Below are 18,760 nucleotides of genomic sequence, written 5' to 3'. Positions count from 1 at the left end.
CTCACGGGGGGAGCCCTTGTCCGTCGTCTTGTCGGAGTCAGGGTGATTGTGATAAGCGGCGCGAATCGGTTCTCGCCGGGACGAACCGGGACGTGACTACGAGTAGATCTTCTCGATCTGCTCGGCGAACTCCTTGAGGACGACCTGCCGCTTGAGGCTGAGCTTGGGGGTGAGGTGGCCGCCCGCCTCGGTGAAGTCGGTGTCGAGCACGACGAAGGAGCGGATCGACTCGGCCTTGCTCACGGCCTGGTTCGCGTGGTCGACCGCGCGCTGCACCTCGGCCCGCACGTCGGGGTCCTGGGCGGCGGCCGCGACGTCCATCGGCGGCTTGCCGCTGTTCGCGAGCCAGGTGGGGAGCATCTCGGCGTCGAGCGTGACGAGGGCGGCGATGAACGGCCGCTGGTCGCCGACGACCATGCACTGGGAGACGAGGGCATGGGCCCGGAGCCGGTCCTCGAGGATGCTCGGCGCGACGTTCTTGCCGCCCGCGGTGACGATGATCTCCTTCTTGCGCCCGGTGATCCGGACGTACCCGTCGGAGTCGATCTCGCCGAGGTCACCGGTGTGGAACCAGCCGTCGTCGAGGCAGTCCGCCGTCGCCGTCGGGTTGTTGAAGTAGCCCCGCAGGACGTTGACGCCCTTGACGAGGAGCTCGCCGTCGTCCGCGACCTTGACCGTGACCCCGGGCAGCGGCAGGCCGACCGTGCCGATCTTGATCTTCTCGGGGGTGTTCACCGTTGCCGGCGCGGTCGTCTCGGTGAGGCCCCAGCCCTCGAGGACCGTCACGCCGACGCCGCGGAAGAAGTGGCCGAGCCGGGTGCCGAGCGGGGCGCCGCCGGAGACCGCGTACTGCACCTGGCCGCCGAGCGTGGCCCGCAGCTTCCCGTAGACGAGCCGGTCGAACAGCGCGTGCCGGGCCTTGAGCGTCAAGGGCACCCGGCCGGTGTCGACGGCCTGGCTCCATGCGATCGCCGTGTCGGCCGCGGCGTGGAAGATCTTGCCCTTGCCGCCCGCCTCGGCCTTCGCCTCGGCGGAGTTGTAGATCTTCTCGAAGACCCGGGGGACGGCGAGCACGAAGGTCGGGCGGAAGCCGCCGAGATCCTCGATGAGGTTCTTCACGTCGGCGGTGTGCCCGAGCCGGGCACCGGACGCGACCGCGAGGACCTGGATGAACCGGGCGAAGACGTGCGCCAGCGGCAGGAAGAGCAGGGTGCTCGCACCCTCGACGGAGACGACGTTGCCGAGCCGGGCGACCGCGTTCGCCGCGAGGTCGCCGAAGTTCGCGTGCGTCAGCTCGCAGCCCTTGGGGCGGCCCGTCGTCCCCGACGTGTAGATGATCGTCGCGACCGACGCGCCGTCGAGGCTGCGCCGGCGGCGGGTGATCTCGGCGTCCTCGACGTCGCCGCCGGCGGCCACGAGGGCGTCGACCGCACCGTCGTCGATCGTCCACACCTCGCGCAGCGCGGGCAGGGTGTCGCGGACGTGCGCAACGGTCGAGGTGTGGCCCGCCGTCTCGGCGAAGACCGCGACCGCGCCGGAGTCGGAGAGGATCCAGGACACCTGCTCCGCGGACGACGTCTCGTAGATCGGCACGGTCACCGCGCCGGCGGACCAGATCGCGAAGTCGGCGAGCGTCCACTCGTAGCGGGTCTTGGACATGATCGCGACGCGGTCACCGGGCCGGACGCCGCCCGCCACGAGGCCCTTCGCGAGCGCGACGACCTCGGAGCCGAACTGCTCGGCCGTGACGTCCTGCCAGACGCCGTCGACGCGGCGGGAGAACATCACGGACGACGGGCGCTCCTGCACCGCCCGGACGACGAGGTCGGTGAGGTTGTCCTGCGGGTCAGGGGTGACGATCGCCGGGACGCTGGACTCGCGCACGGGGACTCCTCGCGACGGGTGGTGGGCAGGCGGACGATGCTAGGTGAGGTCGGTGCGGTGCCGGTCACCGCGTGTGCCCGTCCGCACGACGATATCCACCCCGACGCGTAGCGGTCAGTACCCGAGCGGCCCCGGTCCGCTTCGGGTCCGCGGGTCAAGACCCGGCACCTGGACGCCGACACATCAGTGCGTGACCGCCGCGACGAGGTGCCCCGTGTGCGCGGCCCGGCTGCGCGACGGCGTCGTCTGGTGCGGGCAGTGCCACACGGACCTGCGCGCGGCGCGCCCCGGGACCGTGCGGCGGCCCTCCGGCCGCCGTGCCCGTGCCCTCCCGACGGACCTCCCCGCGACGACGGAGCTGACCCCCGAGCAGGCCGAGGCGCTCGCCGCCGAGTGGGCGCAGCGGCTCGCCGAGACCGAGCGGGGGGCGGGTCTTCCCGGGCTCGTCGCCCGGACCGGGTCGGCCGGCGGCCGCGCCGCGGTCGCGCTCGGCGCGGGCGTCGGGCTGGTCGCCGTCCTGCTGCTCGTCATGGTCGTGGTCGGCACCCTGCTCTGACCCCGGTGCGTGGGCCGCGGGGAACCGCGTCTGCCAGGATCGGGCGATGGCCGAGCCCGCCGAGGACATCCACGCCCGAGCCGTCGCCGCCGCCGGACCCGACGGCCGGCTGCCCGCCCCGCCGCTGCACGAGTGGGAGATCTTCCCCTGGGACGCGGTCGACGGCCGCGTCGTGCCGAGGCCGCTCGCTGCGCCGCTGGACGCCGAGCCGCCCCGCCGCGGGGAGGACCCCGACGACTGCTTCCTCTGCCAGGGCAGGGGAACACCGATCTGGGAGAACGACCGGTGGACCGTGACCCGCCCCGACGCGCCGACGGGGCTGCCGCTCCTGGTGTGGCTCAACGCGAAGGCGCACCTCGACTTCGCCGACATGGACGACGACCTCGCCGCCGAGTTCGGCGTCCTCGCGGCGCGGCTGTGCCGGGCGATCGAGGCGCTCGACGGCGTCGGCCGGGCCCACGTCAACCGCTGGGGCGACGGCTCGGCGCACCTGCACACCTGGTTCGTCGCCCGGCCCGCCCGGCTGCCCCAGGTGCTCGGGTCCTACGCCGTCGAGTGGGACGAGATCCTGCCGCCGGGGCCGCACGACGTCTGGCTCGCCGACCTCGCCGCCGTCGCAGGGGCGCTCGCCGCGCACAGCGGTCGCGCGCACCTGTGAGGCGGTAGCCTGCGAACGCCCGCCTGCCCGAGCACTCCGCCCCGTCGTCCCGCGAGGAGCCCACATGGCCGACCGCACCGAGTCGAGCATCGTCGTCGTGGCGGCCCCCGGCGACGTCCTCGACGTGATCGCCGACTTCGACGCCTACCCCGAGTGGACCGGTGCGGTGCAGGCGGCCGACGTCGTCGAGGAGTACGAGGACGGCTGGGCGAGCCAGGTCCGGTTCACCCTCGACGCGGGCGTGCTCAAGGACACCTACACCCTCGCCTACGAGTGGGACGTCGACGAGAACGGCACCGGGACGGTGTCCTGGAACCTCGTCGAGGCGACGGTCCTCAAGGCGATGGACGGCTCGTACCGGTTGCGGGAGAACGGGTCCGGCACCGAGGTGACGTACACCCTCGCGGTCGACCTGCGGGTGCCGATGCTCGGCATGCTCCGCCGCAAGGCGGAGAAGGTCATCATCGACACCGCCCTCAACGAGCTGAAGAAGCGGGTCGAGGGCTGACCACTTGCGCCTGCTCCTCCTGACCGGCAAGGGCGGCGTCGGCAAGACGACCGTCGCCGCGGCGACCGCCGTCCACGCGGCCCGGTGCGGGGTCAAGACCCTGGTGGCGTCGACGGACGCCGCGCACTCGCTCGGCGACGCGCTCGCGGCGCCGGTCGGCAGCACGCCGACCGAGGTGGCCGACGGGTTGTTCGCCCAGCAGGTCGACGCCCGGGCCCGGGGCGAGCAGTCCTGGCGCGAGGTGCAGGAGTACCTCATCGGCGTCCTCGACGCGCTCGGCGTCGACCCGGTCGCCGCCGAGGAGCTCACCGTGCTGCCCGGGGCCGAGGAGGTGCTCGCGCTGCTCGAGGTGCGCGACCAGGTCCGCGGCGGCCCGTGGGACCTCGTCGTCCTCGACTGCGCACCGACCGCCGAGACGCTGCGGCTGCTCGCGCTCCCCGAGGCGCTGAGCCGCTACCTGGACCGGATGCTGCCCGTCGAGCGGCGGGTCCTGCGTGCGCTGTCCGCCGGGCGGGGCGCAGGCACGGCCGGGCGGACGGCGCGGCGCGGCGGCGTCCCGGTGCCGCGGGACTCGGTCGTCGAGGCGGCCGAGCGGCTGCACGCCGAGCTGAACGGGGTCCGCGAGGTCCTCACGGACACCGCGACGTCCGTGCGGCTCGTGCTCACCCCCGAGACGGTCGTCGTCGCGGAGGCCCGGCGGACCTGGACCTCGCTGGCGCTGCACGGCTACCGGGTCGACGGCGTCGTCGCCAACCGGGTCATCCCCGCCCAGGGCGAGGACGCGTGGCGCTCCGGGTGGGCCGCGGCGCAGGCCGTCCGGCTGGCCGAGGTCGGGTCGTCGTTCGCGCCGGTGCCGGTGCTCACGGTGCCCTACGCGGCCGCCGAGCCGGTCGGCGCCGCGGCGCTCGCCGACCTCGGCGAGACCCTCTACGGCCCGGCCGGGGCCGCCTCGGCCCGGGCCCTGCTCGCGGAGCCGACCGGGGAGGCGCCGCTGCGCGTCGAGCGGTCCGGGCCGGAGTTCGTCCTCGTCCTGGACCTGCCGCTCGCCCGCCGCGAGGACCTCGAGCTCGGACGCCGCGGCGACGACCTGCTCGTCGGCGTCGGGTCGGCGCGGCGGGTCATCGCGCTGCCGAGCGCCCTGCGCCGGTGCCGCGTCGTCGGGGCGCACCTGCGCGACGGCCGGCTGCGGGTGCGCTTCGAGCCCGACCCCGAGCTGTGGCGGCCGCTGTGACGGCCGCTCCCGAGGGCAGCGGCGCCGGCAGCGCAGCGGGCGACGCCGGCCGCCGGCTCGTCGACGAGGCGCTGCGGCTCGTCGAGGCGCTGCGCGACGCGGACGGCGTCCGGGACCGCGCCGCGGACGCGGCGTCCGCGTTCCTGGGCGTGGGCGCCGACGCGCAGGGCGCGGCGCACACCGGCCCGGAGTGCCGGGCCTGCCCGGTCTGCCGGGTGATCGCCGCCGTCCGGACCCTGCGCCCCGAGGCCGTCGAGCACCTCGCCCTCGCCGCCGCCGAGCTCGCGAACGCCTGGCGCGAGGTGGTGGCCGGGGCGCAGGACGCGGCACCGCCGCCGCCGACGCCCCGGGAGGAACCGTGCGTCGAGCCGATCGTCGTCACCGACTAGGGTCCATGGCGATGCTTTGGCCGGGCCCCACCGGCGGACCGAGGAGAGGGTGGCACCCGTGGACCTGACCATCGGAGTCGACGTCGGCGGGACGAAGATCGCCGCAGGCGTCGTCGACCCCGACGGCCGGGTCCTGGAGAAGGTGCGGGTCGGCACACCCGGTGCCACGGCCGAGACCGTCGAGGCCGGCATCGTCGAGGCGGTCCGCCGCCTCACCGCCCGCCACACGGTGACCGCGGTCGGGCTCGCGATGGCCGGCTGGGTCGACGAGAAGCGCTCGATCCTGCGGTTCGCGCCGAACCTGCCGATGGCCGACCGGCCGCTCAAGGCGACGATCGAGCCGCTCGTCGGCGTCCGGGTCGTCGTCGAGAACGACGCCAACGCGGCCGCCTGGGGCGAGTACCGGTTCGGCGGCGGCCGCGGCGTCACCGACGTCGTCCTCATCACCGTCGGCACCGGCCTCGGCGGCGGGACCGTCCTCGAGGGCCGGCTCCTGCGCGGCGCCTTCGGCGGTGCGGGGGAGTTCGGGCACGTCCGGATCGTCCCCGGCGGGCTGCCCTGCGGCTGCGGCAACCACGGCTGCTGGGAGCAGTACACCTCGGGCTCGGCGCTCGTGCGCGAGGCGCGGGCGCTCGCCGTCGCCGAGCCGGACCGCGCGAAGGTGCTGCTCGACCTGGCCGGCGGGACGCCGGACGGCATCGACGGCCGGATGATCACCCAGGCCGCCGTCGACGGCGACCTGACCGCCCGCGCGCTGCTCGCCGAGACGGGCCGCTGGCTCGGCGAGGGCATCGCCGACATCGCGAACGTGCTCGACCCGGCCGTCGTCGTCATCGGCGGCGGCGTGAGCGAGGCGGGTGACTTCCTCCTCGGGCCCGCCCGTGCCGCGTACGCCACCGCGCTCGTCGGCGCCGCCCACCGCCCGCACCTGACGATCACGGCCGCCGAGCTCGGCAACGACGCCGGTCTCATCGGCGCCGCCGACCTGGCCCGCCAGCCGTGAGCGAGGACTACGCCGGCGGGCGCCCGGCCGAGGGCACGGGGCCGCGGGAGCGGGCGAGCGCCACCGGTGACGCGCTCGGCGCCTTCTACGTGCAGCCGGCCACCCGGGCGGTCCCGGTCGCCGACCCGGTGGGGCCGTTCTCCGTCGGTGTCGACATCGGCGGCACGAAGGTCGCCGCCGGGGTCGTCGACATGAACGGGCAGGTGCTCGCCCGGGCCCGGCGGCTCACGCCGTCCCAGAGCCCGAAGGCGGTCGAGAGCACGATCACCGAGGTCGTCGAGGAGCTCCGCGAGACCTTCGAGGTCGTCGCCGTGGGCATCGGGGCCGCCGGGTTCGTCGACGCGGCCCGGTCGCGCGTCATGTTCGCCCCGCACCTCGCGTGGCGCAACGAGCCGCTGCGGGACGCCGTGACGGCCGCGGTCGGGCTGCCGGTCGTCGTCGAGAACGACGCCAACGCGGCGGCCTGGGCCGAGTGGCGGTTCGGCGCCGGCCAGGGCGAGGACCGCCTCGTCTGCGTCACCCTCGGGACGGGCATCGGCGGGGGCATCGTCCTCGACGGTGCCGTCCAGCGCGGCCGGTGGGGGATGGCCGGCGAGTTCGGCCACATGGTCGTCGTCCCCGACGGGCACCGCTGCGAGTGCGGCAACCGCGGGTGCCTCGAGCAGTACGCGTCCGGGAACGTGCTGGGCCGTGAGGCGCGCGAGATGGCCCGGGCCAAGTCGCCCGTCATCGTCCCGCTCGTCGAGCGCGTCGGCGGCGACATCGACGCCCTCGTCGGCCCGGTCGTCACCGAGGCGGCCCGGGACGGCGACCCGGTCGCGATCGAGCTCTTCGAGGAGGTCGGCCGCTGGCTCGGGATCGGCCTGGCGAACCTCGCGGCCGCCCTCGACCCCGGCATGTTCGTCATCGGCGGCGGCGTCTCGGACGCCGGGGAGCTGCTCCTGCGCCCGGCCCGGGAGTCGTTCCGGCGCACCCTGACCGGCCGCGGGTTCCGGCCGGAGCCCCGCATCGTCAAGGCGGCCCTCGGGCCCGAGGCGGGCCTCGTCGGCGCCGCCGACCTCGCGCGGGTCGGCTGACCGGGCACGCACGTGGTCGCGGGCACGGGGGAGAGGACGGCGGAGGGCACGGCCGGGGCGCAGACCCGGGCCGGTCTGCGCGTCGTCTCGTGGAACATCCGCGACCTGCTCGGCGACCCGCTCGCCGTGCACCGCGTCCTGCGGGCGCTGGAGCCGGACGTCGCCTGCCTCCAGGAGGTCCCGCGCCGGCCCGGGTCGCGCTGGCAGGCCTCGACCCTCGCCCGCGCCACGGGCCTGCTCTACGTGGCGGGCGGCCGCGACTCGGGCGGGACCGCCCTGCTCGTGTCGCTGCGCACCGAGGTGGGGCGCGCCCGGGCGGTGCGGCTGCCGGTCGGCGGCCGCACGACCCGAACCCGCGGGGCCGTCGTCGCCGAGGTCGGCCTGCCGGGCACCGGCCGGGTCGCCGTCGCGTCGGTGCACCTGAGCCTGGACGCCGACGAGCGGCTGCGGCACTGCGCGGCCGTCGTCGACCTGCTCGGCCGCACCGGTCGTCCGCCCGTCGTCTGCGGCGACCTCAACGAGCGCCCCGACGGCCCGGCCTGGCGGGCGTGGGGCGACGACGTCCGCGACCCCGCGCCCGGCGCGCCCCCGACGTTCCCCGCGAAGGGACCGCGATCCCGGCTCGACGCCGTGCTCGTCGGGAGCGGGGTCGAGGTGCTCGGGTACGGGGACGGCGGGGTCGACCCGGCGGACGTGCGCGCGGCGAGCGACCACGTGCCGGTCGTCGCGGTGCTGGGGCTGCCGGTTCGGGGGTAGGAGCAGCAGCGGCAGAGCCCAGACCTGCGTCGACCGGTGCTGCAGCCATGGATGCAGGCCCCTGCACGTCGTAGCGTGCCGCTGTCTGCAACCACCCTTGCTGTGACGGCCTGGGCCCGGTACTCGCCTGCACGGAGCGGCTGGACCGCTCGGCCGATCGGTCGACCTCGTCCCGTCCACAGACGACGGGTTCGTCCCACTGTCCACAGCCTCGCGCTGGTGTGACGCCGGCGGAGGGTGCCCGGTGCGACGGTGCTCGCATGACCACGGATCCCGTCGCACGGCTCTTGGCCGCACAGGCCGGTCTCGCCACCCGAGCACAGCTCACGACGGCCGGCCTGAGCCGCTCCGCGCTCGCCTGGCGGCTCGGCCGTGACTGGCGTCTCGTCCTTCCCCGCGTGGTCGCGGCGCAACGCGGGCCGCTCAGCGAGCGGCAACGCCTGGTGGCGGCGCTGCTCTACGCCGGCCCGGGTGCAGCGCTCACCTCGCTCGCGGCGGCGGCCTGGCACGGAGTCACCTGCGTGCCGCCCCAGCACCCGGTCCATGTCCTCGTCCCGCAGAACCGCGGCCCGCTCTCGAGCTCGTTCGTCGTCGTCCGTCGGACGACCAGACCCGATCCGCACCCGTTCCGGCGTGGCCCGCTGACCTTCGTCTCCAGGGCACGGGCGGTCGCCGACGCCGCACGTGACTGCGGGTCCGCGCCGACCGCGCGCGCCGTCGTCATCGAGGCGGTCCAACGCGGCCTCGTCCGGCTCGACGACGTCCGGCACGAGCTCGAGGCCGGTCAGCGCCGCGACAGCCGGCTGCTGCGTGACGCGCTCCAGGACGCCGAGGCCGGGGCCTGGTCCGGGCCCGAGGCCGATCTCGGCCGGCTGTGCCGAGGCAGCCGTGCGCTTCCGCAGCTCTGGCTGAACCCGGACCTGTCGGCCCCTGACGGGACGCTGCTGCCACGACCGGACGGCTGGTTCGACGACGTCGCGATGGCCGTCCAGGTGCACTCCCGCGCGTACCACGACGGCGACCTGTGGGACGACACCGTGATGTCGGACGGCATCTACCCGGAGTACGGGATCGTCGTCGTCGGTGTGACACCACGCCGGATCGCGCGGTCACCGGCGGCCGTCCTCGCCCGCATCGAGCGGTCGTACGCCGCCGCGGCCCAACGTCCGCGCCCGTCGGTCCTGGCCGCACCGGTCGGTCACGGCCTCGTGGCCCCGGCTCCGCGATGACGGGCCCGCGGCGGACGCAGCTCAGGGGACGTCTCTGGGGACGGCTCCGTGATTCGGTGCACACGTGGTTGCGGCCGGATGCACGCCAAGGCGTGCACACGCCTGCATCGACCGCTGCAGCAGCGATGAACGCACCGCAGCGGCAGACCGGACGCCGACCGAGTCCGGTGAACGCCTCAGACGACCGCGCCGTCGTCCGGCTCGTCGGGCGCCTCGCTGGGCATCCGGGCGACCAGGCTCACGAAGCCGCCGACGAACGCGGCGAGGGCCGCGAGCAGGAGCATCTTCGGCAGGGTCTGCCAGACGATCGCGGCGAGGAGGAGGAACAGAGGCCCGCCGATGACGCCGGCCCAGGCGAGCCGGGAGACGAGGTCACCGCGGGGGAACGGCGGCGGCTCCGGCGGGACGTAGCCCTCGTCGTCCGCGACGACCTCGCGCGACGACGTACCGGCGAACAGGTTGCCGGACGGGCCGCTCAGCGCAGCCTCGCGCACAGGCTCGTCGTCCGGGTCGGGGCCGGGGTCGGTGCCGACCGTGCCGTCGTCACCGTCGGCGAGGTCCTCGGCGGCGGGCCAGCGGCCGACACCACCGGTCGGCTCGTCGCGCAGGTGGGCGATGATCGCGGCGAACGCGGTGTCGACGTCGAGCTCGGGGCGGTCGTCGCGCTCCTCCTGGGGCACCTCGCCCCCGTCGCCCGCGTGGTCGCCGGTCACTGCGCGCGCCCGGGGCTCGACGCGAGGACGCGTTCGACGAAGTCGAGGGACGTCTTGACGATGAGCTCGGCGTCGTTGTCCAGGGTCGCCACGTGGTAGCTGTCGTGGAGCACGACCTCGGTCTTGTCCGTCGAGCCGGCCTTGGCGATCACGAGCTCGCCGCTCGCGGCCGGGACGATGTGGTCCTCGGCGGAGCGCAGGACGACGAGCGGCTGGGTGACCTTCGGCAGGTCCGCGGCGACGACCTGCCACAGCCGGGTCAGCGAGTACGCGGCGTGCAGCGGCGACCGGTCGTACGCGAGCTCGACCGGGCCGGACTTCTTGATGTCGCTCGCGACGCCGGGGAAGGCCGGGACGACGTGCCGCAGCCACGGCAGCAGGTACGTCATGCGCCAGTCCGTGCCCGCGACCGACGGGTTGACGACGACGACGCCCGCGACGTCGTCCCCGTGCTCCTCGGCCAGGCGCAGCGCGAGGCCGCCGCCCATCGACAGCCCCATGACGAAGACGTGGTCGCAGGACGCCCGCAGCTCGGCGAAGGCGGCGTCGACGGCGCTGTACCAGTCGTTCCAGGTCGTGGCGTTCATGTCCTGCCAGCGGGTGCCGTGCCCGGGCAGCAGCGGCAGCCGCACGGTGTACCCGGCGGCGGCGAGGGCCACGCCCCAGTCGCGCAGGCTCTGCGGGGTGCCGGTGAACCCGTGGCACAGCACGACGCCGACCCGCCCACCGTCGTGGTGGAAGGGCTCCGCGCCGGGCAGGACGCTCACGCCGGTCTCCTCGCATGGCAGGCACGCGCCGTGGGGGCGCGGCGCACGGCCATCGTGACACGCGCCCGCGGGCACGGTCGAGGGGGACCGGCCTCCCGTCGGGATCCGTCCCGGTCGCCGCGGCCGCGGCGATTCGACCCGGCGGACGGCAGCGCCGGGGGTGCACAGTCCGTAGAGTTCGCAGTGCGCCACCGTAGGAGCACGTCACGCTCCGGCGCCGATGACGTCGAGGAGGTGCGTGGTGTTCTACTGGGTGCTCAAGCGGATCATCCTGGGGCCGTTGCTGCACGCCTTCTTCCGCCCGTGGGTGAAGGGCGAGGAGCACGTCCCGGAGACCGGTGGGGCGATCCTCGCCAGCAACCACCTGTCGTTCTCGGACTCGATCTTCCTGCCGCTCGTCGTCAAGCGGAGGGTGACCTTCCTGGCGAAGGCGGACTACTTCACCGGGACCGGGATCAAGGGCCGGCTCACGGCGGGCTTCTTCCGCGGTGTCGGCCAGCTCCCGATCGACCGCTCCGGGGGCCAGGCCTCCGAGGCGGCCCTGCGCACCGGGCTCAAGGTGCTGCGCCGCGGCGAGCTCCTCGGGCTCTACCCCGAGGGCACCCGGTCGCCCGACGGCCGGCTCTACCGCGGCAAGACGGGCGTCGCGCGGCTCGCGCTCGAGGCCAAGGTGCCGGTGCTGCCGGTCGCGATGATCGACACCGACAAGGTGCAGCCCACCGGGCAGGTCATCCCCAACATCGGCCGGGTCGGCGTCGTCATCGGCGAGCCGCTCGACTTCTCCCGGTACGACGGCATGCAGGACGACCGGTTCGTGCTGCGGTCCATCACCGACGAGATCATGTACGAGCTCATGCGGCTGTCCGAGCGCGAGTACGTCGACGTCTACGCCACGACGATGAAGGAGCGCATCGCGGCCGCGAAGAAGGCCAAGGTGCCCAGCGGTCCGAGCCTGCAGCCGGAGAAGGTCCCCGCGGAGGAGGCGACGCTCGTGCCCGCCGCCGAGAGCGCGGACGGCGCGGTCGGGCCTGCCGCGGACGGCCCGGACGACGCCCGCCCGCCCGCGGCCGCCGCCGGCTGAGTACTGCTGCTCTGCCGCCCCGCGTGGGTGCGTCGGGCAGGATCACCCCGTGACCTCCCCGACCGCGCCGCCGCCGGTGCCCACCGGCGCCACGGGCACGACCGGCGCGACCGGTGCGACCGGCGCCCCGGACGCCGAGCGGCTCGCCGACGACCGGCTCTGGCGGGCGGTCGGCATCTTCCGGGTCGCCTCCCTGGCATACGCCGCCGTCCTGCACGCCCGGGCCGACGGGGACTACCGGCACGGCACCGGCGGCTGGGCGGTCCTCGGTGTCCTCACCCTGTGGACCGTCTACCTCGTCGTCCGCCGGGACCGCCGGCCCTGGGCGCTCGCCGCGGACCTCGCGCTCGTCTGCCTCGCGGTCCTCGCGACCCGCGTGCTCGACGACCCCGAGCGGGTCGCTGCCGGCGCCCAGACGCTGCCCTCGATCTACGCCGCGACCCCGGTGCTCGCGTTCGCCGTGTGGAAGGGCTGGCGGGCGGGCCTCGCCGCGGCGGTCCTCGTCTGCGTCGTCGACGTCGTCGAGGTCGGCGGCCGGATCTCCCCGCCGACGGTCAACAACATCGTGCTGCTCCTGCTCGCCGGCGCCATCGTCGGCTACGCGGTCGAGCTGTTCCGGGCCGGACGGCGCGACCTGGCCCGGGCGGTCGCCGTCGAGGCCGCGACCCGGGAGCGGGAGCGGCTCGCCGCCGACATCCACGACTCGGTGCTCCAGGTGCTCGCCTACGTGCGCAAGCGCGGGAACGAGGTCGGGGGAGAGGCCGCGGAGATCGGCCGGCTCGCCGGTGAGCAGGAGGTCCGGCTGCGGGCGCTGGTCGCGACCGGCGAGGTCGCGAGCGCGGCCGGCGGCGAGCAGGACGTCCGCGCCGTCCTCGGAGGCCTGGCGACCGGCCGGGTCACGGTCACCGGGCCCGCGCAGCCCGTCATGGTCCCGGAGCGGGCCGTCAAGGCCGTCAACGGCGCCGTCCGGGCCGCCCTCGACAACGTCGAGCGGCACGCCGGGCCGGGCGCCAACGCGTGGGTCCTCGTCGAGGACGAGGACGACGTCCTCACCGTGAGCGTGCGGGACGACGGTGCCGGGATGGACCCGGGGCGGCTCGAGGACGCCGAGCGCGAGGGGCGGCTCGGTGTCGCGGCGTCGATCCGCGGCAGGATCGAGGACGTCGGGGGCAGCGTGGTCGTCGTCAGCGCCCCCGGGCAGGGCACCGAGGTCGAGATCCGGGTCCCGAAGCGGCCGGGCGGTCAGGGAGGCAGGTCGTGAGCATGGAGCAGGTCGTGAGCACGGAGCAGCAGGGCGGGGACGGCGGCACGCAGCCGCTGCGGGTCATGGTCGTCGACGACCACCCGATGTGGCGCGAGGGCGTCGCCCGGGACCTCAGCGAGGCCGGGATGTCCGTCGTCGCGACCGCCGGTGACGGCGCCGAGGCGCTGCGCCGGCTGCCCGCGGCCCGGCCCGACGTGGTCGTCCTCGACCTCCAGATGCCGACGCTCGACGGCGTCGAGACGACCCGGCGCGTCGTCGCCGGGCACCCGGGGGTGCGGGTCCTCGTGCTCACCGCGAGCGGCGAGCAGGCCGACGTCCTCGAGGCGGTCAAGGCCGGCGCGACCGGCTACCTCGTGAAGTCCGCGTCGTCCGCCGAGCTGCTCGACGCCGTCCGCCGGACGGCGCAGGGCGAGGCGGTCTTCACCGCGGGCCTCGCCGGGCTCGTCCTCGGGGAGTTCCGCCGGATGGCGAGCGCCGCGCCGGCGGACGAGCCCGAGGGGATGACGCCGCGTCTCACCGACCGGGAGACCGAGATCCTCCGGTTCGTCGCCAAGGGGCTGTCGAGCCGGCAGATCGCCGACCGGCTCGTCATCTCGCACCGGACGGTGCAGAACCACACCCAGAACGTCCTCACGAAGCTCCAGCTCCACAACCGGGTCGAGCTCACCCGCTACGCGATCGAGCAGGGCCTCGACGAGTCGTGACCGACGAACCATGCGGACGCGTCGTGACGGATCGTGGTCGCGGGCGTCCGGACGGCGGACGGCGCCGAAACGCCGTCGACACGTCACCTACCCTGGGCACGTGACCTCGACCGTTCCCGTCTCCGCCCCCGACACGCCGGAGGCCGCGCTCCTCGCGGGCCTCGACGAGTGGCGCGACCTGCCGGCGGCCCAGCAGCCGGGCTGGCCCGACACCGCCGCCCTCGCCGCCGTCACCGCCGAGCTCGCCTCCTACCCGCCGCTCGTCTTCGCCGGTGAGTGCGACGACCTCAAGACCCGGCTGGCCGCCGCGGCCCGCGGCGAGGCGTTCCTGCTCCAGGGCGGCGACTGCGCCGAGACCTTCGCCGACGCGACCGCGGACCGGATCCGGAACAAGGTCAAGACCCTGCTCCAGATGGCCGTCGTCCTCACCTACGGCGCGAGCATGCCGGTCATCAAGCTCGGCCGGATGGCCGGCCAGTACTCCAAGCCGCGCAGCAAGCCGATGGAGGTGCGCGACGGCGTCGAGCTGCACGCGTACCGCGGCGACGCGATCAACGGCTTCGACTTCACGCCCGAGGCGCGGATGCCCGACCCGCAGCGGCTGCTCCGGGCGTACCACACGAGCGCCGCGACGCTGAACCTCATCCGGGCCTTCACCAAGGGCGGCTTCGCCGACCTGCGGCACGTCCACGAGTGGAACCGCGGCTTCGTCGCGACCGCCGCGAACGCCCGGTACGAGGCGCTCGCGCGCGACATCGACCGTGCCATGCGCTTCATGGCGGCCTGCGGCGGCGACTTCGACGCGCTGCGGACCGTCGACTTCTACTCCAGCCACGAGGCGCTGCTCCTCGACTACGAGCGGCCGCTCACCCGGATCGACTCCCGGACCGGCTCGCCGTACAACGTCTCGGCGCACTTCGTGTGGATCGGCGAGCGCACCCGTCAGCTCGACGGCGCCCACGTCGACCTCATGAGCCGGGTCCGGAACCCGATCGGGGTCAAGCTCGGCCCGACGACGGCCCCCGAGGACGCGCTCGCCCTCGTCGAGAAGCTCAACCCCGACAACGAGCCCGGCCGGCTGACCTTCGTGAGCCGGATGGGTGCGGGCAAGGTCCGGACCCACCTGCCGGCGCTCGTCGAGGCGGTCTCCCGTTCCGGCGCCGACGTGCTGTGGGTCTGCGATCCCATGCACGGCAACACGTTCGAGTCCTCGTCGGGGTACAAGACGCGGCGCTTCGACGACGTCATGGACGAGGTCAAGGGCTTCTTCGAGGTGCACGCCGCGCTCGGCACCGTCCCCGGCGGGCTGCACATGGAGCTCACCGGCGACGACGTCACCGAGTGCCTCGGCGGCGCCGAGCACATCGACGAGGCCGACCTCGCGACCCGGTACGAGACGCTCTGCGACCCGCGGCTGAACCACCAGCAGTCGCTCGAGATCGCCTTCCTCGTCGCGGAGATGCTCGGCAACCGCTGACGGCGGGCACCACCAGAACCGATCCGGAGCACGGGCGGGCCGACACGCGTCGGCCCGCCCGTCGTCCGTCGGGCCGGTCCGCGTAGCCTCGCCCTCGACGTCCGACGCCGCCCGCCGGCGCCGACCCCGAAGGAGCACCATGCCGTCGTCCCCGATCGTCGCCGACCTGCGGTCGGACACCCTGACGAAGCCGACCCCCGGGATGCGCGAGGCGATGGCGGCGGCCGAGGTCGGGGACGACGTCTACGGCGAGGACCCGACGGTCAACGCCCTCGAGCAGCACGTGGCGGACCTGCTCGGCCACGAGGCGGGCCTGTTCACCCCGACCGGGTCGCTCGCGAACATGCTCGGCGTCCGGCTGCTCGTCGAGCCGGGGCAGGAGCTGATCTGCGACACCCTCGCGCACGTCGTCCGGGCCGAGCTCGGCGGGCACGGGGCGCTCGGCGGGATCACGACCCGGACCGTCCCGTCGCCGCGCGGCCGGATGGACGCCGAGGCGCTCCTCGCGACCGCTGCCCCGGACGCCGGCCCGTACCTCGTCTCGACGACGGCGATCGCCGTCGAGAACACCCACAACTTCGGCGGCGGCACCGTCCAGCCGGTCGAGCAGCTGCGCCGGCTGCGCGAGGGCGCGACGGCGCTCGGCATCGCCGTGCACCTCGACGGCGCCCGGCTGTGGAACGCGCACGTCGCGACCGGGGTGCCGCTCGCCGAGTACGGCGCCCTGTCCGACACCGTCTCCGTGTGCCTGTCCAAGGGGCTCGGCGCACCGGTCGGGTCGGTCCTCGTGAGCAGCGCGGAGCGGATCGCCCGGGCCCGGATCCTGCGCAAGCGCTACGGGGCGGGGATGCGCCAGGTCGGCATCCTCGCGGCGGCCGGCCGCTACGCGCTCGACCACCAGCTGACCCGGCTCGCGGAGGACCACGCGCACGCGCGGTCGATCGCCGAGGCCGTCGCGGAGGTGCTGCCGTCGGCGGTCGACCCGGACGACGTCGAGACGAACATCGTCGTCCTCGACCTCACGGCGTCCGGCCGGTCGGGGGCGGACGTCGCGGCCGCGGCCCGCGAGCACGGCGTCCTCGTGTCGGCGCTCGGTCCCTGGATGGTGCGGGCTGTCACCCACCTCGACCTCGACGACGAGGCGGCCGCGGGCGCGGCCCGGGTGCTCGCGAAGGTGCTGTCGTCCTGAGGGTCGCGCCGATGCAGGACGGGGTCGGGGCGGTTCCGGGGCGGTGTCGGGGCACGGCCCGGCAGATGGGAGGATGTGCCCCGTGACGGACGCCTCCGAGCAGCCGGCCCGGGCCCTGCCGCCCGGTCAGCGCCTCGCGAAGGACTTCCCCGTCCTCCACTACGGGCCGGTCCCGCGCTTCAGGCCGGACTCCTGGCGCCTCGTCGTCAACGGTGCCACGGCGGACGGCGCCGAGCACCAGATCGACATCGAGACGTTCTCCGCGCTGCCCCGTACGGCCGTCAGCGCCGACATGCACTGCGTGACGCGCTGGACCGTGCTCGACAACGACTGGGAGGGCGTCGGCGCCCGCGACCTCATGGCCGCCTACCCGCCCGCGGACGACGCCACGCACGTCATGGCCTGGGCGGAGTACGGCTACTCGGCGAACATGCGCCTGGACGACTTCGCCTCCCCGCGCAGCGTCCTCGCGACGCACCGCGGCGGCGAGCCGCTGACCCCCGAGCACGGCTACCCGCTGCGCCTCGTGGTGCCGCACCTGTACGCGTGGAAGGGCCCGAAGTGGCTGCGCGGCATCGAGTACCTCACGGCCGAGCGCCGCGGGTTCTGGGAGGAGCGCGGGTACCACACGCTCGGGGACCCGTGGCGCGAGGAGCGGTACTCCTACCAGGAGTGACCGCCCGGCAGGAGCGGCCGCCGGGCGGGCATGAACCGGTCCGCGCCGGGTACTGGGACGCCATGACCATCCAGCTGCCTCCTGCGGACCTCACCCTGTGCAGCGCGTGCGGGGAGACCCTCGTCGACATGGGCCTGCGCCCGTCCCCGACGGGCGGGCAGGACTGGGTCTTCATGTGCTCCGGCTGCCGCCGGGACGTCGTCCACCAGCACGTGCCGGCGGTCTGACGCACCGGAGCAGGCAGCAGTCAGCCGAGGTGCGCCTCGAGGTGCGCCGCGAGCGCGTCCTCGAACGCCGGCCACCGGTCGGCGAGCGCGAACCGCACGTGGAGCAGCACGTCCGCCGGTGAGTGCGCGTCGTCGTAGGGGTTGGCCGGCGCGACGGCCCAGGCGAGGAGCTCGGTGACGGCGATCCCGGCCTGCAGCCGGTGCCAGAGCGGGTCGTCCTCCTGGAACGGCGCGCCCGGACGGCCCCGGCCCGGCCCGGCGTCCTGCCGCAGGTCCCCGGGGCTGTAGGCCTCCCACAGCGCGGCGACCGTGCCGGCGACCCGCTGCTGGGCGGCGATCGACTCCGAACGGATCGTCTCGTCGGGCTCGGCGACCTCGTCCGGCGAGCGCACGGCCGCGGCCTGGGCGGCCTCGAACGCGGCCGGCCGGGCCTCGACGGCGAGCCGGCGCAGGATCCGTGCCTCGGCGACGGCCTGCGCGAGCCCCGGGCCGTGCTCGTCGTCCTCGGCGAGCCCGGTGAAGTGCAGCGCCGCCCGGACGGCGTCCTGGAGCGTCGCGAGGAGCAGGTCGGCGACGGCGCCCGTCGGGTCCGCCGCCGTCTGGCGGCCGATCTCGTCGAGCGCGGCCTCGACGGCGTCGGGCAGGCCGGGGACGCTCTCGTCGGCGTCGAGCGGCTCGACGGCCGCGAGCAGGTGGGTGCCCTGCCACCAGGCGGCGTCGAGCGCGACCCCGGTCCGGCGCCGGACGACGTCGAGCGCGAGCATCTCGGCCCCGCCCTCGAGCGGGAGCGCCCCGGAGAGCAGCTCGTCGAGGTCGTCGCCGAGCGCGTCGGGCCGTTCGCCGTGGCGGACGTGCGGCTCGGCCGGGTCGAGGGTGACGAGCAGCCGCCCGTCGACGGCGTACGAGAGCCGGCTGGAGTGCACGCCGCGGAAGAGCGAGACGACCTCCGCGCCGCGGGAGAGCGCGGTGAGGACCTCCGGCCTGGACCCCTCGAACCCGTTGACCTCGAGGAGGACGACGGCAGGGACGGGGTGCGGAACGACGTCCGGAACGGCGTCCGGCACGACGAGCGAGAGCAGCACGGGCGCGGCGTCGTCCGCGTCCCAGAACCGGCCGAGGTCCCGGTCCCAGGCGACGAGCGCGGCGGGGTCGGCGCCGATCCGGGCCGCGACCTCCGCGAGCCTCTCGAAGTCCTCGACGGCGACCGGGACGACCGGGCCGGGAGCCCGGTCCGGGCCGCCGGTCGGGCGGCCGTCGCGGAGCGGGTCCGGGTGCGCGCGGACGACCGTCACGCAGAACCAGTCGCCGATCCCGGCTCCGCCGAGGGCGGTCGGCCGCAGCAGGACGGGGTCACCCTGGCCCTGGGTCACGG

The 18,760-nt window shown here is 75.2% G+C and carries 20 protein-coding genes; 16 read left to right on the top strand and 4 right to left on the bottom strand.

Annotated elements, in window-relative coordinates; all coding sequences use genetic code 11:
• Positions 1-96 precede the first annotated feature (96 nt).
• Entirely contained in the window at positions 97-1,884 is a 1,788-nt protein-coding gene (locus EDJALFJO_RS26810; RefSeq protein ID WP_088289380.1) for a long-chain fatty acid--CoA ligase, read from the bottom strand.
• Positions 1,885-2,074: 190 nt separating this feature from the next.
• Between EDJALFJO_RS26810 and EDJALFJO_RS26805 the strand changes: the two genes are divergently transcribed.
• From EDJALFJO_RS26805 to EDJALFJO_RS26765, 9 genes are all read left to right on the top strand, one after another.
• The gene (locus EDJALFJO_RS26805) at positions 2,075-2,440 is read left to right on the top strand and encodes a hypothetical protein (protein ID WP_143448802.1); all 366 of its coding nucleotides are present in this window, start codon (positions 2,075-2,077) and stop codon (positions 2,438-2,440) included.
• 46 nt (positions 2,441-2,486) lie between these two features.
• Complete coding sequence (locus tag EDJALFJO_RS26800) at positions 2,487-3,098, top strand: hypothetical protein (protein WP_088289378.1); 612 nt, start codon at positions 2,487-2,489, stop codon at positions 3,096-3,098.
• A 64-nt stretch (positions 3,099-3,162) separates the two neighbouring features.
• Positions 3,163-3,606 (top strand): SRPBCC family protein, encoded by a 444-nt coding sequence (locus tag EDJALFJO_RS26795; protein ID WP_088289377.1) that lies wholly within the window; start codon positions 3,163-3,165, stop codon positions 3,604-3,606.
• A 4-nt stretch (positions 3,607-3,610) separates the two neighbouring features.
• The gene (locus EDJALFJO_RS26790; protein ID WP_088289376.1) at positions 3,611-4,837 is read left to right on the top strand and encodes an ArsA family ATPase; all 1,227 of its coding nucleotides are present in this window, start codon (positions 3,611-3,613) and stop codon (positions 4,835-4,837) included.
• On the top strand, positions 4,834-5,226 hold the full coding sequence (locus tag EDJALFJO_RS26785) for a hypothetical protein (protein ID WP_143448801.1): 393 nt from the start codon (positions 4,834-4,836) through the stop codon (positions 5,224-5,226). The genes EDJALFJO_RS26790 and EDJALFJO_RS26785 overlap by 4 nt, the downstream gene beginning before the upstream one ends.
• A gap of 58 nt (positions 5,227-5,284) precedes the next feature.
• Complete coding sequence (locus EDJALFJO_RS26780; protein WP_088289374.1) at positions 5,285-6,229, top strand: ROK family glucokinase; 945 nt, start codon at positions 5,285-5,287, stop codon at positions 6,227-6,229.
• Between the two features lie 89 nt (positions 6,230-6,318).
• Complete coding sequence (locus EDJALFJO_RS26775) at positions 6,319-7,305, top strand: ROK family glucokinase (protein WP_088289399.1); 987 nt, start codon at positions 6,319-6,321, stop codon at positions 7,303-7,305.
• Positions 7,306-7,317: 12 nt separating this feature from the next.
• On the top strand, positions 7,318-8,061 hold the full coding sequence (locus tag EDJALFJO_RS26770; RefSeq protein WP_088289373.1) for an endonuclease/exonuclease/phosphatase family protein: 744 nt from the start codon (positions 7,318-7,320) through the stop codon (positions 8,059-8,061).
• Between the two features lie 260 nt (positions 8,062-8,321).
• Positions 8,322-9,290, top strand: a complete 969-nt coding sequence (locus EDJALFJO_RS26765) for a hypothetical protein (RefSeq protein ID WP_143448800.1) — start codon at positions 8,322-8,324, stop codon at positions 9,288-9,290.
• A 176-nt stretch (positions 9,291-9,466) separates the two neighbouring features.
• On the opposite strand, the gene EDJALFJO_RS26760 is transcribed toward EDJALFJO_RS26765, so the two are convergent.
• A complete protein-coding gene (locus EDJALFJO_RS26760; protein ID WP_088289371.1) occupies positions 9,467-10,003 on the bottom strand; it encodes a hypothetical protein in 537 nt (178 codons plus the stop codon).
• Complete coding sequence (locus EDJALFJO_RS26755) at positions 10,000-10,770, bottom strand: carboxylesterase (RefSeq protein ID WP_088289370.1); 771 nt, start codon at positions 10,768-10,770, stop codon at positions 10,000-10,002. The genes EDJALFJO_RS26760 and EDJALFJO_RS26755 overlap by 4 nt, the downstream gene beginning before the upstream one ends.
• Positions 10,771-11,011: 241 nt before the next feature.
• Between EDJALFJO_RS26755 and EDJALFJO_RS26750 the strand changes: the two genes are divergently transcribed.
• From EDJALFJO_RS26750 to EDJALFJO_RS34565, 7 genes are all read left to right on the top strand, one after another.
• Positions 11,012-11,851, top strand: a complete 840-nt coding sequence (locus EDJALFJO_RS26750) for a lysophospholipid acyltransferase family protein (RefSeq protein WP_088289398.1) — start codon at positions 11,012-11,014, stop codon at positions 11,849-11,851.
• A 49-nt stretch (positions 11,852-11,900) separates the two neighbouring features.
• Positions 11,901-13,112 carry a MacS family sensor histidine kinase gene (macS, locus tag EDJALFJO_RS26745; protein WP_233150052.1) on the top strand — a complete coding sequence of 404 codons (1,212 nt, stop codon included), beginning with the start codon at positions 11,901-11,903 and terminating at the stop codon, positions 13,110-13,112.
• Positions 13,113-13,114: 2 nt separating this feature from the next.
• A complete protein-coding gene (locus EDJALFJO_RS26740) occupies positions 13,115-13,819 on the top strand; it encodes a response regulator transcription factor (RefSeq protein ID WP_088289369.1) in 705 nt (234 codons plus the stop codon).
• 100 nt (positions 13,820-13,919) lie between these two features.
• Positions 13,920-15,296, top strand: a complete 1,377-nt coding sequence (locus EDJALFJO_RS26735; protein WP_233150051.1) for a class II 3-deoxy-7-phosphoheptulonate synthase — start codon at positions 13,920-13,922, stop codon at positions 15,294-15,296.
• 139 nt (positions 15,297-15,435) lie between these two features.
• Positions 15,436-16,485, top strand: coding sequence for a low specificity L-threonine aldolase (locus EDJALFJO_RS26730; protein WP_198950677.1), 1,050 nt, complete (start codon positions 15,436-15,438; stop codon positions 16,483-16,485).
• Between the two features lie 73 nt (positions 16,486-16,558).
• Positions 16,559-17,161, top strand: a complete 603-nt coding sequence (locus EDJALFJO_RS26725) for a sulfite oxidase-like oxidoreductase (RefSeq protein WP_088289367.1) — start codon at positions 16,559-16,561, stop codon at positions 17,159-17,161.
• Between the two features lie 62 nt (positions 17,162-17,223).
• A complete protein-coding gene (locus tag EDJALFJO_RS34565) occupies positions 17,224-17,388 on the top strand; it encodes a hypothetical protein (protein WP_158220577.1) in 165 nt (54 codons plus the stop codon).
• Positions 17,389-17,408: 20 nt separating this feature from the next.
• Here EDJALFJO_RS34565 and EDJALFJO_RS26715 read toward each other — a convergent pair whose 3' ends face one another.
• A complete protein-coding gene (locus EDJALFJO_RS26715; protein ID WP_088289365.1) occupies positions 17,409-18,758 on the bottom strand; it encodes a DUF6461 domain-containing protein in 1,350 nt (449 codons plus the stop codon).
• Positions 18,759-18,760: the final 2 nt, after the last annotated feature.

It is taken from the genome of Kineosporia sp. A_224 (genome assembly GCF_002198655.1).
Classification (GTDB): domain Bacteria; phylum Actinomycetota; class Actinomycetes; order Actinomycetales; family Kineosporiaceae; genus R-H-3.
The sequence above is the reverse complement of the archived record's forward strand: the minus strand, read 5'-3'. Positions and strand labels throughout refer to the sequence as shown.

Coding starts and splice junctions, on each gene's coding strand:
- EDJALFJO_RS26765 (WP_143448800.1), top strand. CDS start 8,322: ATGACCACGGATCCCGTCGCACGGCTCTTGGCCGCACAGGCCGGTCTC.
- EDJALFJO_RS26795 (WP_088289377.1), top strand. CDS start 3,163: ATGGCCGACCGCACCGAGTCGAGCATCGTCGTCGTGGCGGCCCCCGGC.
- EDJALFJO_RS26800 (WP_088289378.1), top strand. CDS start 2,487: ATGGCCGAGCCCGCCGAGGACATCCACGCCCGAGCCGTCGCCGCCGCC.
- EDJALFJO_RS34565 (WP_158220577.1), top strand. CDS start 17,224: ATGACCATCCAGCTGCCTCCTGCGGACCTCACCCTGTGCAGCGCGTGC.
- EDJALFJO_RS26730 (WP_198950677.1), top strand. CDS start 15,436: ATGCCGTCGTCCCCGATCGTCGCCGACCTGCGGTCGGACACCCTGACG.
- EDJALFJO_RS26725 (WP_088289367.1), top strand. CDS start 16,559: ATGTGCCCCGTGACGGACGCCTCCGAGCAGCCGGCCCGGGCCCTGCCG.
- EDJALFJO_RS26740 (WP_088289369.1), top strand. CDS start 13,115: ATGGAGCAGGTCGTGAGCACGGAGCAGCAGGGCGGGGACGGCGGCACG.